The sequence below is a fragment of the Pseudomonas sp. NPDC086278 genome (genome assembly GCF_050280905.1).
In the GTDB taxonomy this organism is placed as follows: domain Bacteria; phylum Pseudomonadota; class Gammaproteobacteria; order Pseudomonadales; family Pseudomonadaceae; genus Aquipseudomonas.
This window is the reverse complement of the sequence record NZ_JBNNWE010000011.1, coordinates 1-14,022: the sequence shown is the minus strand read 5'-3', so window position 1 is coordinate 14,022 and position 14,022 is coordinate 1. Positions and strand designations below refer to the sequence as shown.

15 protein-coding genes are annotated in these 14,022 nt (G+C 60.3%); 7 read left to right on the top strand and 8 right to left on the bottom strand.

What is annotated here, in order from left to right; translation table 11 throughout:
• Positions 1-3: 3 nt before the first annotated feature.
• Positions 4-483: a hypothetical protein gene (locus ACQKP4_RS05430; protein ID WP_427631133.1), complete on the bottom strand. Its 480-nt coding sequence runs from the start codon at positions 481-483 to the stop codon at positions 4-6.
• Positions 484-696: 213 nt separating this feature from the next.
• On the opposite strand from ACQKP4_RS05430, the gene ACQKP4_RS05425 reads away from it, so the two are divergent.
• Positions 697-1,365, top strand: a complete 669-nt coding sequence (locus ACQKP4_RS05425; protein WP_427631131.1) for an ATPase — start codon at positions 697-699, stop codon at positions 1,363-1,365.
• An 18-nt stretch (positions 1,366-1,383) separates the two neighbouring features.
• On the opposite strand, the gene ACQKP4_RS05420 is transcribed toward ACQKP4_RS05425, so the two are convergent.
• The 3 genes from ACQKP4_RS05420 to ACQKP4_RS05410 all read right to left on the bottom strand — a co-directional run bounded on the left by ACQKP4_RS05420 (position 1,384) and on the right by ACQKP4_RS05410 (position 5,038).
• Positions 1,384-2,907, bottom strand: a complete 1,524-nt coding sequence (locus ACQKP4_RS05420; RefSeq protein WP_427631129.1) for a hypothetical protein — start codon at positions 2,905-2,907, stop codon at positions 1,384-1,386.
• 34 nt (positions 2,908-2,941) lie between these two features.
• Complete coding sequence (locus tag ACQKP4_RS05415; protein WP_427631127.1) at positions 2,942-3,913, bottom strand: glycoside hydrolase domain-containing protein; 972 nt, start codon at positions 3,911-3,913, stop codon at positions 2,942-2,944.
• A 243-nt stretch (positions 3,914-4,156) separates the two neighbouring features.
• Positions 4,157-5,038 (bottom strand): serine hydrolase domain-containing protein, encoded by an 882-nt coding sequence (locus tag ACQKP4_RS05410; RefSeq protein ID WP_427631125.1) that lies wholly within the window; start codon positions 5,036-5,038, stop codon positions 4,157-4,159.
• Between the two features lie 120 nt (positions 5,039-5,158).
• Between ACQKP4_RS05410 and ACQKP4_RS05405 the strand changes: the two genes are divergently transcribed.
• A complete protein-coding gene (locus tag ACQKP4_RS05405; RefSeq protein ID WP_427631123.1) occupies positions 5,159-5,956 on the top strand; it encodes a DeoR/GlpR family DNA-binding transcription regulator in 798 nt (265 codons plus the stop codon).
• On the opposite strand, the gene ACQKP4_RS05400 is transcribed toward ACQKP4_RS05405, so the two are convergent.
• On the bottom strand, positions 5,943-7,310 hold the full coding sequence (locus ACQKP4_RS05400; protein ID WP_427631122.1) for an ATP-binding protein: 1,368 nt from the start codon (positions 7,308-7,310) through the stop codon (positions 5,943-5,945). The two genes, ACQKP4_RS05405 and ACQKP4_RS05400, sit on opposite strands and share 14 nt — an antisense overlap.
• Entirely contained in the window at positions 7,307-7,969 is a 663-nt protein-coding gene (locus ACQKP4_RS05395; RefSeq protein ID WP_427631120.1) for a response regulator, read from the bottom strand. Before ACQKP4_RS05395 ends, ACQKP4_RS05400 begins: the two co-directional genes overlap by 4 nt.
• Positions 7,970-8,137: 168 nt before the next feature.
• Here ACQKP4_RS05395 and ACQKP4_RS05390 point away from each other — a divergent pair, with 168 nt between their 5' ends.
• The 5 genes from ACQKP4_RS05390 to ACQKP4_RS05370 are packed head-to-tail and all read left to right on the top strand — an operon-like array spanning position 8,138 to position 12,998.
• The gene (locus ACQKP4_RS05390) at positions 8,138-8,404 is read left to right on the top strand and encodes a PepSY domain-containing protein (protein WP_427631118.1); all 267 of its coding nucleotides are present in this window, start codon (positions 8,138-8,140) and stop codon (positions 8,402-8,404) included.
• Positions 8,404-8,949 (top strand): cytochrome b/b6 domain-containing protein, encoded by a 546-nt coding sequence (locus ACQKP4_RS05385; RefSeq protein WP_427631117.1) that lies wholly within the window; start codon positions 8,404-8,406, stop codon positions 8,947-8,949. Before ACQKP4_RS05390 ends, ACQKP4_RS05385 begins: the two co-directional genes overlap by 1 nt.
• Positions 8,950-9,001: 52 nt before the next feature.
• Positions 9,002-10,297 (top strand): sialidase family protein, encoded by a 1,296-nt coding sequence (locus ACQKP4_RS05380; protein ID WP_427631115.1) that lies wholly within the window; start codon positions 9,002-9,004, stop codon positions 10,295-10,297.
• Entirely contained in the window at positions 10,297-10,914 is a 618-nt protein-coding gene (locus ACQKP4_RS05375; protein WP_427631114.1) for a hypothetical protein, read from the top strand. The genes ACQKP4_RS05380 and ACQKP4_RS05375 overlap by 1 nt, the downstream gene beginning before the upstream one ends.
• 44 nt (positions 10,915-10,958) lie before the next feature.
• On the top strand, positions 10,959-12,998 hold the full coding sequence (locus ACQKP4_RS05370) for an LTA synthase family protein (RefSeq protein ID WP_427631112.1): 2,040 nt from the start codon (positions 10,959-10,961) through the stop codon (positions 12,996-12,998).
• 13 nt (positions 12,999-13,011) lie between these two features.
• Here the strand turns inward: ACQKP4_RS05370 and ACQKP4_RS05365 are convergent, their stop codons facing one another.
• Both ACQKP4_RS05365 and ACQKP4_RS05360 read right to left on the bottom strand, forming a co-directional pair.
• Positions 13,012-13,230: a hypothetical protein gene (locus tag ACQKP4_RS05365; RefSeq protein ID WP_427631111.1), complete on the bottom strand. Its 219-nt coding sequence runs from the start codon at positions 13,228-13,230 to the stop codon at positions 13,012-13,014.
• 123 nt (positions 13,231-13,353) lie between these two features.
• A partial coding sequence (locus ACQKP4_RS05360) for a thiamine pyrophosphate-dependent enzyme (RefSeq protein ID WP_427631109.1) occupies positions 13,354-14,022 on the bottom strand: 669 nt, incomplete at its 5' end.

The window sequence follows — 14,022 nt, the reverse complement described above, 5'->3', positions numbered from 1 at the left end:
GAATTACTGAGCGTTCTGGTCCTGCGTCACCTTCAAGGCCTCGGTGACCAGCGCCACGACAATGGGCTCGGACATCGAGCGCATGTTTTCACCGAGGGTGACTTGTTGGGCTTTCACTTTTTCCACGTACTGGGAGGCGGGGCCGTCAGACACGAGCGAGGCCAGCTCTTGCTGAGAGAACGATTTCTCGTAGGCCCGCGCCAGATTCTCGTCCCACTCCGGCTGGTACTTGGGCAGCAGCGTCTGGATCTCGTCTGACATAACACGCTTGGCCTCGGCAGCGCCCAGCCTGGAAGCGATCACCGAGTAGGTGACCGTTCCCTGTGCGGTCGACAGCGCAATGGCCGGCAGGTTGGCGCCCAGATGCGCCTTGGAGACGAGTGTGCGGGCTTCGTCCAGTGCGGGTGTTTCGGCAGACACTGGCGTCGCAAGGGCGAACAGCAAGGACAACAAGGTGACAGCGGCGGAAGAAATCCTGATCACAATCGGGCTCCAGCGATGAATGACGCGTTAAAACAGCGTAGCCCGAACGCCGGAATTCGCGATGCGCAGCTACACTCAACCGTGTGAGGTTGCGGCTCACGGCGCAATCATTCGTTTAATCAATACTTACCATCAAGGAATGCAAGTTCTGTGTTTTTCGGCAAGGGAGGAGGATGGCTCCATACCGAATTCGCCATTGAAGGAATCTGCGCGATGAGAATGTCTACCTTGCTGGCCCTTTTCGCCCTCCTGACCGGCAGCTTCGCCGCCACCGCACCGGTCTACGCCGCTGACCCGTCCTGCCACCTCCTGCCGGTGGCCGACAGCACCGCCAGCCTGAAACACGCTCAATCGGTGGGCGTGCTCTACAGCGAAAACACCCTCAACACCCTCCAATACCTTGAGCAGTACCACGCTGTCGCGCTGAACGGCGCGAAGAACCCGGCGCTGGATTCGCGCATCAGCAACGCCTTCGTCAACAGCTCCGACCCGACGCTGGCGATCAACTGGCTGAAGAATTCGTTGCAGAAGCAATTCGGCTCGGTGACCGTTTACGACAACCTTGATGCCCTGGTGCAAGCCCATCCAGACGTGGTGGTGATGCTCGACACCTACAGCCGCCTCGTGTCGAAACGCAACAATCAGGTCGAAGCGCGGTTCATGGCCAAGTTCTACGACTCGAACCTGCAATACATCGGCCAAGCCGAAGGCGCTCGGGCACAACAGATGCCGTCGGTCTGGGTGCATGGCAAAGCTGCGCCGGAGATCGCCGCGCAAATCAGCCAGCAAACCGAGCTGCAAGTGACCGCGCTGAAGCAGTTTGATGCGTCGCTGAAAGCGCTGGTGTCCTCCGGTGATGCGGGGCGGGTGGCCAGTAATTGAACGGGTCAGCCCCGGCGATCAGCTTTGGGTGGTCGGGGTGATGAACGTTTTGAAGGTGCGGATGAGGTCGATCTGTTGCTGAGGCTCGTCCCAGCCGATCAATATTCCTCCGCGATTATTGCTGTTGGTGTGTTCGCAGGTAGAGCGCACATCGTCCGTCGCCAGTACCAGTCCAGGGTCGTTCACATTCCATCCATCTTCTTTCCAGTTCCCACGATGGTGGGCCATAACGCCGTTATACGTGGGGTGTCGCACTTTGGTTTTACCGTGCTTGTTGTTTTGACCAAACGAGTAAACAAGACGTCGATAGGCGTTGTACAAGTCGAAGCGTGGTGCGTCGGTGGTGCTGAGGTTGGCACCGTGATGCGGGGCAATGAGTGCCACGGGCAACTCCGGCGTGAGGTCTTTCACGAAGTACTCGTAATCGCAATCACCGGTGAGAATCCAACTGCGCGCTACCTCTTTTTCGGTATTTTCAACAGTCATGACCAGCCCCGAATTGTTCCTGCCACTGCCTGTCCCGCACATGAATCGTATGCGGCGCTTATCGCCCAGTGTCACCGCTCCAACCGTACTCGGGGCCGGCGGGTCGTAGATCAAAACCTTGCCGTGCGCAGCAATTACACCGTTAACGAAGGCAATGTGGGTAGGCCCGACCTTTTGCGACGGTGCAATCCATGTCAAACCGAGCGCCGGGTAATTGCCGTCGACATCGACGAGGTTGGCCCCGGCCCAGTGATCCGAGTCCCAGTGCGACAGGACAACTAACGGGTTGCTGTAAAAGCTGAATTGAAGATTGGGCGGCTGGGTTTGTTTGTTGCGGTAGACCCCGGCGCCGAGATCAAAATAAAGCCTCGGCGCGGTGGCGTTCTGATTCTGATCGCAAGCTTCCAGCAGTGCGCATGCATTGCCTTGGCCAACATCGAACACCACGAGCCATTCAGCCAGCACCTCGTTGCCCAAGAGGTTTTCGAAGTCTGCCTGATTGATACGCGGCAAGCGATCGAGCGAGAAGATGATCGACAGGCTCCGGGCCATGGGGGCTGGCGCCAGGGTCCCGTGCACCATCAGCGTCAGTGACTCTTCGAACATCCGGGTATAAACGGAGCCTTTCGTTCCAGAATGCTCGCCGTCGCCGTTCCCTGGCGGGATAAAGTGAAAGTCGATCCAGGTTTTTTCGAGCGTTTCCATATCCGGGTTCGCCACCCCCCCGAGCGCGGGCAAACCAAACCAGTCACCACTGGCTGACAGCTCGATTTCCAGTCGATAGACGGGCATGTTGTCGAACGGTTTCTGCGGATGTTCGTGTTGCTGACGTTGAGTAAACTGCCGCCAGATGTTCGCCTGCCCCGGAAGCCCCTCCAGCGAAAACATTTCGTTTTCGTAACCCACCATCGTTAGCCAATCGGCGTCGACCAGGTCAAAGGCGACCAACGCTGTGCTGCCATCGTCACTCAGTTCGGCATGGTCAAAGCGCCCGTAGGCGTGGGTCGGAATACGATCTTGCTCATTGCGTTTCAGCGGCTGGAAGTGAAGATTCATAACGCCTCCTGACAGCAAACGAAAACCCCGTTAATCACGCCAACTCTTTGAGAAACGCCGAAGCAGCAAACCCATCGATCAACCCATCGCCCTGAAGATCGATGCTCGACCATTCGGTATTGACCGGTTTCGCCACCACTGACTGCCTTGGCAGCAAGCTGCCGAGCACACTGTATTCGGTGCCCGGGCCGCCGCGCAGCCTGAGGCGGGTGCGCGATATGACTTCATGGGTAGCGGCGAGATGAGCCATCGCGACCGAAGACGTTTCGACGGGCAAGACAAACGCGCCGAAGTCGCTGTGCTGCGGATTGCTGAGGTTGTAGTCGATGGCCAACCCGCCAAGCTTCGCCTCCGGGGCTTTCTGTTCTATATCGTAGGCGCCGTTTTTGATCGCCTCCTTCGTCCCGCGAAACCCCGATGACATCGCCAACCACACCAGTGCGCACAGATTGTTTTTGGTCAGCGCGCTGGCCGTGGCCCCCGAGCCGTAAACACCGACCCGATAGGCAGGCTGACCGCCGGAGATTTCATTGAAGGCCCGCTGCACGCCCTGGAAATAAGGGGCGATGTGTTGGGTGATTTCGGTTGTAGTGGCATCGAAGTCGACGGAGAAATAAATCCCCGACCCCGCGGGCTGCCCAATGTCATTCAAGGCGTAGCGGTAAGCCCTGCGTCCCGCCTCATAACCCTTGATTTCAGAGAAATCGTCGGCACAGTTTTGCCGCTGTTGAAACACCACGGCGATGTTCATGCCTTGCGCACAAATGGATTGCGCTTCCATCAGGGTCAAACATTTTTCGGGAAATGATCTGGAATTGCTGAAGTTGTAATAACGAATAATGGTTTGTACGTTTTCCTTGGCAAGGTTCTGCAGTTTTGATGTGGTGTTATAGGGCGTATCGATAATGAGCATGATTTTTTTCCTTTGACGGGTTTTGCACTTCTCCTGGCGGGGCGAGGCGGCAGATACTGAGTCTGGCGTTAATAAAAGGCGTGTTCCAGACACTCGTCAATGGGCGAAGTTGGTACCGTTCACGAAAGATGTAAACCGGTTGAGTCACTGTTAACTAACTGCAACAACGTTTGATAAAAAACTGAGAAATAATGGTTTTTTTATTTCGTAAGTTCATGGCTGTTGATTTAATTCGCACACTTTAATCTGACCGGGCGGCTTGGCCCGGCAAGTGTTTTAAGGAGTCGCTGACAGTTCGGCGATCACTTCGCCGGGTATTGATTGCAAGTCACCGTATTACAGCGCGACGGCACTCCTCAGTTGGTTCGCGACGTGCGATTCAACATCCCCTTCGCTCAACCGGTCGCAAAACACCGCGCAACTCGCCGAACGGTCACCCTCAACGCAGCGATAAACCGCAATGACGCTACCCGGTCCCACGCCGGTGTGGCCACTCAAGGTCAAGCCATTTTCGACCGAGCTTTGCATCAGGCCCAGGCCATATCCCGGCGCACGCCAGGGACGGCCGGCAATCGGCCCGCCGAGTACGCGCGCCGTTTGCATCTGCGCGAGCAGCGAGGGTGGCAGTAATTGACCGCCCAGCAGTCGGTCCAGGCAGAGGACTGCGTCATCCAGTGGGCCGACCAGCAGTCCGTGATAAACCCAGCGTGGGTCATAGGTGGTGGCGGCACCGATGTTCACCTCGACCAGATCCGCACGCCTGGTGGCGAGGCGCACGCGCGTCAAACCCATCGGGGAAAACACCCGCGTAGCCAGCGCCGCATCAAGTGCCTGGCCGCTCACGCGTTCAATGAGCCTGGCGACGAACAGATAACCGACGTTCGAATACCGCCAACCTTCCCCCGGCGTGTAACGCAAGGTGGCGGCGTCAAGGCGTTGCAGCATTTCGTTGGCCGACCAAGGCGTTTCATCACGAGCAACAGCCGCGTGGTAATCGGCCAACTCACTGTAATCCGCCAGTCCGGCCTCATGTTTCAGCAGTTGGCGCAGGGTGAAAGGCCCTTCGGGCAGAGTTTCATCAAGCGTGATCAACCCGTCACGCACCAGCGTGAGCGCGGCGCCAGCGAGCACGGTTTTGGTAAAGCTCCACCACGGCACCGCTGATCCATGCGGGTCGTGCGTTGTCAGTGAGCCATTTGCAACAAGCGAGAAAAGCATCGAATAACCGCTGTGGAGGTGGGGACCGCAGGAGTTTGCCAGAAAACGCATCGGCGTCCTGATTGTGTTTGGGCGATGCTTTGGCTAATCTCGCACAAACACGCAAAAACAGGCAAAACCATGCATGATCAACATTCAGTTGCCGAACTTCCCTCGGTGCGTCGGCAGAAAATTCTCTTGATGCTCGAGCGCGACGGCAAGGTCATGGCCTCGGAATTGAGCCAGCATTTCGCAGTGTCCGAAGACACTATTCGCCGCGACCTGTCGGAACTGGCCACGGCCGGACTGGTGCAGCGCGTGCATGGCGGGGCGCTGCCGCGTCCCAAGGACACGGGCAAGGACTTCTTCACGCGGGTGGGTGAAACCGATGAGGTGAAAACCCACCTGGCGCAACTGGCCGCGCGCCAGGTGCGGGACGGTCAGATCGTAATGTTCGATTCCGGAAGCACCACGCTGCAGATCGCCCGGTCGCTGCCCTCGGACATCGCCATCACCGCGGTCACGGCATCGCCGCTGATTGCCATCGCTCTGGCCGAGTACAAAGGCATCAAAGTGATCGTGGCCGGCGGGCAACTCAACCCGGCGACGATGTCTGCCAGCGGGCATGAAACATTGCGTCTGATCGAGAGCATCAAGGCCGATGTGCTGTTCACCGGGGTCTGCGCGATTCATCCCGAGGTCGGCATCAGCTCCCTGCACTTTGATGAAATGCCGGTGAAGCAAGCGATGCTCGACAGCGCCTCCCATGTGATCGCCGTCACCACCGCCGACAAGCTGGGGGCGGTGGAGCCGTTTGTGGTCGCGCCGTGCAACCGGATCCATACGCTCATCACCGAGCAACACGTCGCTTCAGGCAATGTCGAGGATTACAAACGCCTGGGCATCCACGTGGTGCAAACGAGCCTCAGCATTCGCTGAGCCGCAACTCTGCGCACAATCCGCCCTGCGGCAAGTTGTAGAGCTTGAGGCTGCTGCCGATCTTGCTGACGATCATCTCAACGATGGCCAGCCCCAGGCCCGCGCCATGGGCGTTGCCTTGACTGTAGAACCGTTCGAACAGCCGGGCGTATTGCGCTTCGTCAATGCCAGGCCCGCTGTCGGCGACGCTGATGTACACCGCGCCTGACGGTTGCGGGCGAACCTGTACCCGCACTTCGCTGCCGGGCGGGGAGAAGTTCAGCGCATTGGTGACCAGATTCTGCAAGGCGATGGCCAAGGCGACCGGGTCGGTGCGTATCTCGCAATCAAGCTCACCTTCGAGGACCAGTTCGACGCTTTTCTCCAGCGCCAGCGGCGCCAGTTCGGCCAACTCTTCGCGCACCAGCGCGGTCAATTCCACGACACTCATGTGCGGGTTGTTCAGGCGCGGTTCGATGCGGGCCATGGTCAGCAACTGGCTGCCGATCCGGGTCGCTCGATCGACGCCGGCGACCAGAAACTCCAGCGCTTCTTCCCGTTGTTCCGGCGTATTGGCGCGCTGCGCGTTTTGCGCGTGAATGCGCAGGATCGCCAGCGGGGTGCGCAGCTCATGGGCGGCATCGGCGATGAAGCGTCGCTCCCGTTCCAGCAGGCTGTCGATCTGCGACAGCAAGCCGTTGAGCGCTGTTTGCATGGGTTCCAGGTCGACGGGCAATGGATCGAGTGTCAACGGCTGAAGGGTTTCGGTGTTGCGTCCACGGATCGCCTGGGTCATGGCGCGCAGCGGTTTGAGGCCCCAGCCGATGGTCAGCCAGATCAGCGCGGCCAGCAGCGGCACGCCGATCAACGTGGGCCACAAGGTATGACGGACGATGCGCTGGATCAGGTCCTGGCGAATATCGTCGCGCTCACCGACCCAGATCAACAGGCCTTGCTGCGGGTCTGCGAGCAAAAAGGCGCACCAGTCGCGTCCGTTTTCCATCAGGTCGTGGGAGCCGAGCGTGGTGGGCGGAGACTCGAGCACCGGGGCTTCGGCGGAACGCACCAGCAACTCGCCGTTGCTGCGCCACACCTGGAAGGTCAGCGGGGTTTCGTAGGGGTGCGCCGCCTCGCCATCGCCGACGCGGCTCATGGCGTCATCGAACGCCTGGTACAAGCGGTCCCAATCTGCCTCGCCGGGCGCCCGTTGTCGCAGTACGCCCTGGAGCAACCGGGCGCTTTGCGCCAGTTGGGCGTCGTAGACTTCTTCGATTTCATGGTGGCTGTCGCGCAAGGCGAGCCAACTGATCAGCACGTCACCGATCAACACCAGCACCAGCGCCGGCACCAGAATGCGCGCGCGGACCGAGATCATGGTTTGAGCTCCACCACATAACCCACGCCGCGCACGGTGCGGATCAGTTCGCTGAAGAGTTTTTTGCGCAGGTTGTGGATCAGCACTTCCAGGGTGTTGCTTTCGACCCGATCCTGCCAGCCATACAGTGCACGCGACAGGCGTTCGCGGGTGACCACTTTGCCGGGGCGCGCCATCAGTTGATGCAGTAATTGGTATTCCATCGGCGTGACCACAACGTCTTCGCCCTGATAGCTGACTTGCTGGGTGGCCGGATCGAGGCTGACGCCGGCGTGTTCGAGCAACGGCTGCGCACGGCCCTGGCTACGCCGCAGCAGGGCGCGGACCCGGGCCTTGAGCTCTTCGACGTCGAAGGGTTTGATCAGGTAGTCGTCGGCGCCCGCGTCCAGACCGGCGATCCTCTCGGCGGTGCCGTCGCGGGCGGTGAGGATCAGCACCGGAAGGTCTTGCTGATCGGCGCGCAATTGCTGCAACAGCGTCAGCCCGTCGAGCCGTGGCAAGCCGAGGTCGAGCAGCAGCAAGTCGAAGCTTTCGCTGCGCAAGGCGTGTTGCGCGCTGAGCCCGTCCTGTAACCAGTCGAGGGTGTAGCCTTCGGCGCTCAAGGCCACACGAATGCCTTGGCCCAAGGCACGATCATCTTCGACAAGCAGCAAACGCATGGGCGGTTCTCGGTAGGAAACAGACGACGGGACGGCGGCATCATGCCGCTCCCGTTAGCCTGCTGGCAGCCCCTTCACCGGGAAAGATGTAACGACACGTTGCCAACTAAGCTTGCATTAAGCTTGATTTTGCACAGTGCGGCTTCCTCATCAAACGAGCGTGCTCCTATGCGTAAGCTACTGCTGTTGTCCCTGGTTATCCTCAGCCCGGTCGCCGTTGCCGGCCCTCAATGCACCACTGCCGAACGTTCGCAATGGCAAGACCAGAAAGTCTTCCAGGAGCAACTCAAGGCCCAGGGTTACGAGATCAGCAAGTTCAAGGTCACCGACGGTAACTGCTACGAGATCTATGGCTTCGACAAGGACAAGCGCAAGGTCGAGATCTACCACGATCCGGTGACCGGCAAAGCGGTCAAGACCGAGATCAAAGGCTGATGCGAAGTGAGTCCCTGCGCCTCTGGGACCCCGTAGTACGGGTGTTTCACCTGTCTATCGCGGGTGTCTTTGTCGCCAACTACTTCTTCACTGAAGCCGGTGACGACTGGCATGTCTGGCTCGGTTATTACGCCGCCGCCTGGCTGCTGGTGCGAGTGGTGTGGGGATTCATCGGGCCGCGAAGTGCCCGCTGGGCCGATTTCTGGCCGACGCCGACGCGGCTTGTCGGGCAAGTACGATCACTGTTGGCCAAGCGTCCCGAGCATCGCCTCGGGCATTCGCCGATCGGTGCGCTGGTGATGATTTCGATGATGCTGGCGATGGCGATTCTGGCGCTCACCGGTTGGGCGATGGAGGAGGTCGATGCCTTGTGGGGTGCCGATTGGCCACTGCTGGTGCATGAGACCAGCGCCAATGTCCTGCTCGGTCTGGTCGGTATTCATGTTGCGGCGGCGCTGCTTGAAAGTGTTATGGTCCGCGACAACTTGCCGTTGTCGATGCTCACCGGGCGTCGTCGGCGTCTTCCTGATGATGCTGCGCGCTGATCACTCGCGTCCTGTCGCTTGCCCCCCCACCTGCACCTGCAACAGGTTATTCATGCGCATCTTTTCTGTTCGCCTGACCTTTATCGTCAGCAGTTTGCTGCTGGCCGTCATTTTCGTTGCCGCCTGGCGCAGCCATCCCGAGCATGTGCTGGCGGACTTCGCCCAGGCCAGCCCTCCCGGCCAGGCCTCGGGGCAAAAACCTGCGCCGCTGTACACCAGCCGTTTTGTGTCCTCCCACCTGGACGACTTTGTTCACTCGTCCTCAGTGACGGCCTTACCCAATGGCAACCTGATGGCCGTGTGGTTCGCCGGTTCTCGCGAAGGCGCGGCGGACGTCCAGGTGCGGGCTTCCCGCTTTGACGCCAAAACTGGCGAGTGGGGCGCGGAGCAGGTATTGGCCACGCGCGACTCGACGCGCCTGGGCACCCTCAAACACATTCGCAAACTGGGTAACCCGGTGATCGCCATGGCGCCGGACAATCGCCTGTGGCTGTTCTATGTCTCGGTGTCGGTCGGCGGCTGGGCCGGCAGCGCCATCAATGCCATGGTCTCGGATGATCTGGGCCGCACCTGGTCGCCACCACGGCAATTGATCACCTCGCCATTCTTCAACATCAGCACGCTGGTGCGCGCGGCGCCGGTGTTCCATGCCGACGGCTCGATCGGGTTGCCGATCTATCACGAGTTCCTCGGCAAGTTCGCCGAGTACCTGTACCTGAGTGCCGACGGCGTGGTGATCGACAAGTTTCGCATCAGCCGGGGCACCAATGCCTTGCAGCCGACCATCGTGCCGCAGGATGGACGTCGCGCCGTGGCCATGCTGCGTTATGCCGGCAACACCCATCATCGGGTGCTCGCCAGCCGCACGGAGGATGCCGGCCAGACCTGGAGCGAGCCGTACCCATTGGCACCGGCCAATCCCAACTCGTCGTTGGCGGCGGTCGGCATGCCCGGCGACGGCGTGCTGGTGGCGCTCAACGATCTGCGCGACGGGCGTTTCAAGTTGAGCCTGTATGGCACCAATGCCGGGCTCACTGACTGGCGTAACCTGGCCGAGCTGGATCAGTCACCCGATCCTGCGGGCAAAGCGTTCGCGCCGGGCGCCTACAAGGCAATCATCGGCGAAGGTTTTCGTGCCTCCAGCGGCGCCCGGCGCTTGCCGCTGGAACAACGTTTCCTGAGCAATCTGGATTACCGCGTGTGCAAGCCCGACGGTTGCGAATTCGAGTACGAATATCCGTATTTCAGCCGCAGCCCGGACGGTATGTACCACGTGGTCTACTCGTGGAATAACACCTTTATCAAACATGTCAGCTTCAATGATGCCTGGCTGGCGGAGCGCCTCTGATGCTACCTCTCTGGCAAGCCCACTTGAGTTTTACCCTGGTGATTTTTGTGCTGCTGGGTTCGTTCGATTTCACGGCGCGCTGGCGTCCGTGGCTGTTGCCGGCGCTGGTGCTGGTCAGCTTCATTCCGGTCGACGGCCTGTCCCTCGCCGCCTATGCGCGCAGCTTCACCGATGATTTGGCGATCAGCACGTTGGTGTTTCTGGGCTGGGCGTGTTTGCTGCGTCTGGGCGTGGTCCCGCCATTGAAAGGCGCGCACCGGGGCCAGGTGCTGCTGGCGTTTGCCGTGTTCGGGCTGGTGCTGTACCCGGCGACGCTGGGCCTGACTTATTTCGATCCCTACCGCTGGGGCTTCAACCCGCGCCCGATGATCGTCCTCACCGGCCTGGCGGCACTGGCGCTGCTGTGGCTGCGCAACGCCCTCGGCGTGTGGATGCTGGCGGCCGGTACGCTGGCGTTCGCACTGCGTCTGAAGGCGTCGGAAAACTACTGGGACTACTTGATCGACCCACTGTTGGCGGGGTACTGCGTGGTAGCGGGCTCAAGGCTGTTGGCGATGGCTGTCTGGCGCAGGATGCGTCCCGCGTACGCTGGGCTGAAACCTTCACTGAACAGTTAAGCGGCGCCTGCGTCAATCAACGAATGACAACACCGAGGTAAACGATGGGTTGGTTGCAATCACGACGCTTGCGCTATGGCGCCGGTGCCATAGGTTTGATGTTTTTGCTGTTCGCCGTGCTCAGGCTGGTGTTTGTACTGGGGTTTTCCGGGGTCGATCTGCGGGCCGTGGCCGCCAATCCGCAATGGCTTGAGACGCTGGGCATCGGCCTGCGTTTCGACCTGCGCCTGGCGGTGTTGCTGATGCTGCCGCTGGCCGTGCTGGCGTGGTTGCCGCGCTGGAATCTGATCCGTACGCCGGCGCTGCGTTGGCTGGCGAGGACGTATCTGCTGCTGGCACTGGCGCTTGTCGGGTTGGTGTACATCGTCGATTTCGGCCATTACGCCTACCTTGGCGTGCGGATCAACGCGACGGTGCTGCGCTACCTCGAAGACGCGCAAATCTCCCGGCAAATGGTCTGGCAGACCTACCCGGTGTTGTGGATCACCGCCGCTTGGCTGGCGGTGGTTGCGCTGTGGTTCTACGGGCTGATGCGTCTGGAGCGCCTGACCCTTGATCGCGAGCCGACGCCGATTCGTCGTCGGTCAGTCGCGTTCGGCGCAGGGCTGGGGGTGGTCGCGGTGTTGTTGGCGCTGTTGGGCCGGGTGGAAAACCTCAACCTTGAGAACCCGGTGCCGTTGCGCTGGAGCGATGCGTTTTTTTCCGGCAACAGCCAGATGGCGGCATTGGGGCTCAACCCGGTGATTTTTCTCTACGACACGCTCAAGGTCGGGCAGTCGCAGTTCGATGAAGAACAGGTGCGCCAGCATTACCCGGCGGTCGCCCGATACCTGGGGGTGACGCAACCGGACTCGCAAACGCTGACCTTCGAACGCCGTCAGGCTGCGCAACCGTACAAAGCAACCGGCGAGCGAGCGCCGAACGTGATTTTTGTCATGCTCGAATCATTGGGCACCAGCGCCGTGGGGGCCTATGGCAACCCGCTGAACCCGACACCGAACATTGATCGCCTGGCCGGGCAGAGTTGGTTTTTCAAACACTTCTACGTGCCCGTCACCGGCACCGCAAAAACCGTCTGGGCGAGCATTACCGGGGTGCCGGACGTCACCCGCCAGGAGACGGCAACGCGCAATCCGCTGATCACCCGCCAGCACAGCGTGATCAATGCGTTCACTGATTACCACAAGCTCTACATGATTGGCGGCAACGCCGGTTGGGCCAATATCAACGCACTGATCCGGCAAAGTGTCGACGGCGTGCGGCTGTATGACGAAAGCGACTGGCGCTCGCCGCTGGTCGATGTGTGGGGCATCTCCGACCTGGACCTGTTCAAGGAGAGTGACCGGATTATTCGCGAGCTGCCCAAGGACCAGCCGTTCTTTGCCTACCTGCAAACCTCTGGCAACCACCGTCCGTTCACCATTCCCAAGGACAACGACGGCTTCGAAGTCAGCCACCTGACAACCGAGCAAGTGCAGGCCGCCGGGTCGCGCAGCGTCGAGCAATACAACGCGGTGCGCCTGCTGGATTTCAACATCGGACGGTTGATGGAGATCGCGAAGGAGGGCGGCTACTACGACAACACGATCTTCGTGTTCTTTGGCGACCACAACACGCGCATCAGCCAGATTCCGCACATGGCGCCGGCCTTCGAGCAGTTGGGCCTGGAAAGCAACAACGTGCCGATGCTGATTCACGCGCCCGGCCTGTTGCAGCCCAGGGTGATCGAAGAGGCAGTGGGCCTGGCGGACCTGCTGCCAACGGTGGCGGGCATGGCTGGCATGCCGTTCACCAACGGCGCGATGGGGCGCGATATCCAGCAACCGGCGCCGGAGGGCGAGCGCGTGGTTCCGCTGGTCTTGCGCGAAGGTACCTTCCCGCTGATCGGTGGCGTCACCCAGCATCACCTGCTGCAAATGCAACATGACGGCAGCTCGCCGACCCTGCACGACCTGGCGTCGAACACGCCGACGGAGGATGTCGCCGAGCAGAATCCGCAGGAGTTCAAGCGTCTGGTGGAGCTGACGCGGGGCTTGCATGAGAGTTCGAGGCTGATGCTGTTCCGCAACGTTCGTGTGGATTGATGCGCGGCTGAAATCAGCCGTGGCCCAGCGCAATCGCAAACGACACGACGATCAGGCACGCAAACGCAAAATTGATGTTCATGAACGGGTCGCCCGAATTCCTGGAAGTGGCGACATCTTGACGATGTCGCCACAAATAAAAAAATTCGGCTTCGTGATGTAAAGGATCGAAGGAATCGATAGCGGCGCGGATCGCTTTCGCGAGCAAGCCCGCTCCCACGTCATGCGTCACTCAACATCCGCTCAAGTGTTTGGTCGTTCCGCTGAGGCGGGCAGGCGGTTGTCCGGCGGGCTTGCGCAGTGGCGTAGTTTTGAGCGACGCAGAGCCATGGGCAGTTTTAAACCCGCGTCGGGCTCATTCGTTTTTTCTCATGGACTTCAACGCTTCGGACAGGCGCAAAGCCAGTTCGGATGACGCGTAAGTGTCGGTCACAACTTCAATGTAGACACCTGAGGTCGAGCGGTTGGCTTCGGCCAGTGCAATTTCCAGTTCGCCGCAGGTTTTTACCTTGGCTGTGTACCAGCCGTCGCACCCCATCGCATGGGGCAGCTCGGTGTAATTCCACGGTGCGACGTCATTGTAGGCAATGTCCGGATCTTTGCAGAGCAGCCGCTCAATCAGGTATCCGTTGTTGTTCAGCACGAAAATGATCGGGCGCAGGCCCATGCGCCCGAACTGTCCCAGTTCCTGCACGGTCAGCTGATGCGACCCCTCACCGGTGAACAGCAGAACTCGTCGATCCGGCGCGGCGACGCTGACACCCAGTGCTGCAGGCGTTGCCCAGCCAATCGAGCCCCACAGCGTCTGGTTATAGAACGTCGCTCCCTGGGGTAATCGGCCGAAGCCGAGGCCCATCGAAACCGTGCCCGTTTCCGCCACGACCAGATCGTCTTCGCGGATAAATTCTGCCCAGCGCGGATAGAGCAGCTCTGCTGTGATGGGCGAGTCTTTATCCAGCGAAGCGGGGTGCCCCATCGATTCATTGGCGATGGTCGGCCATGTGCGCTTTTCAACACGCTCAGC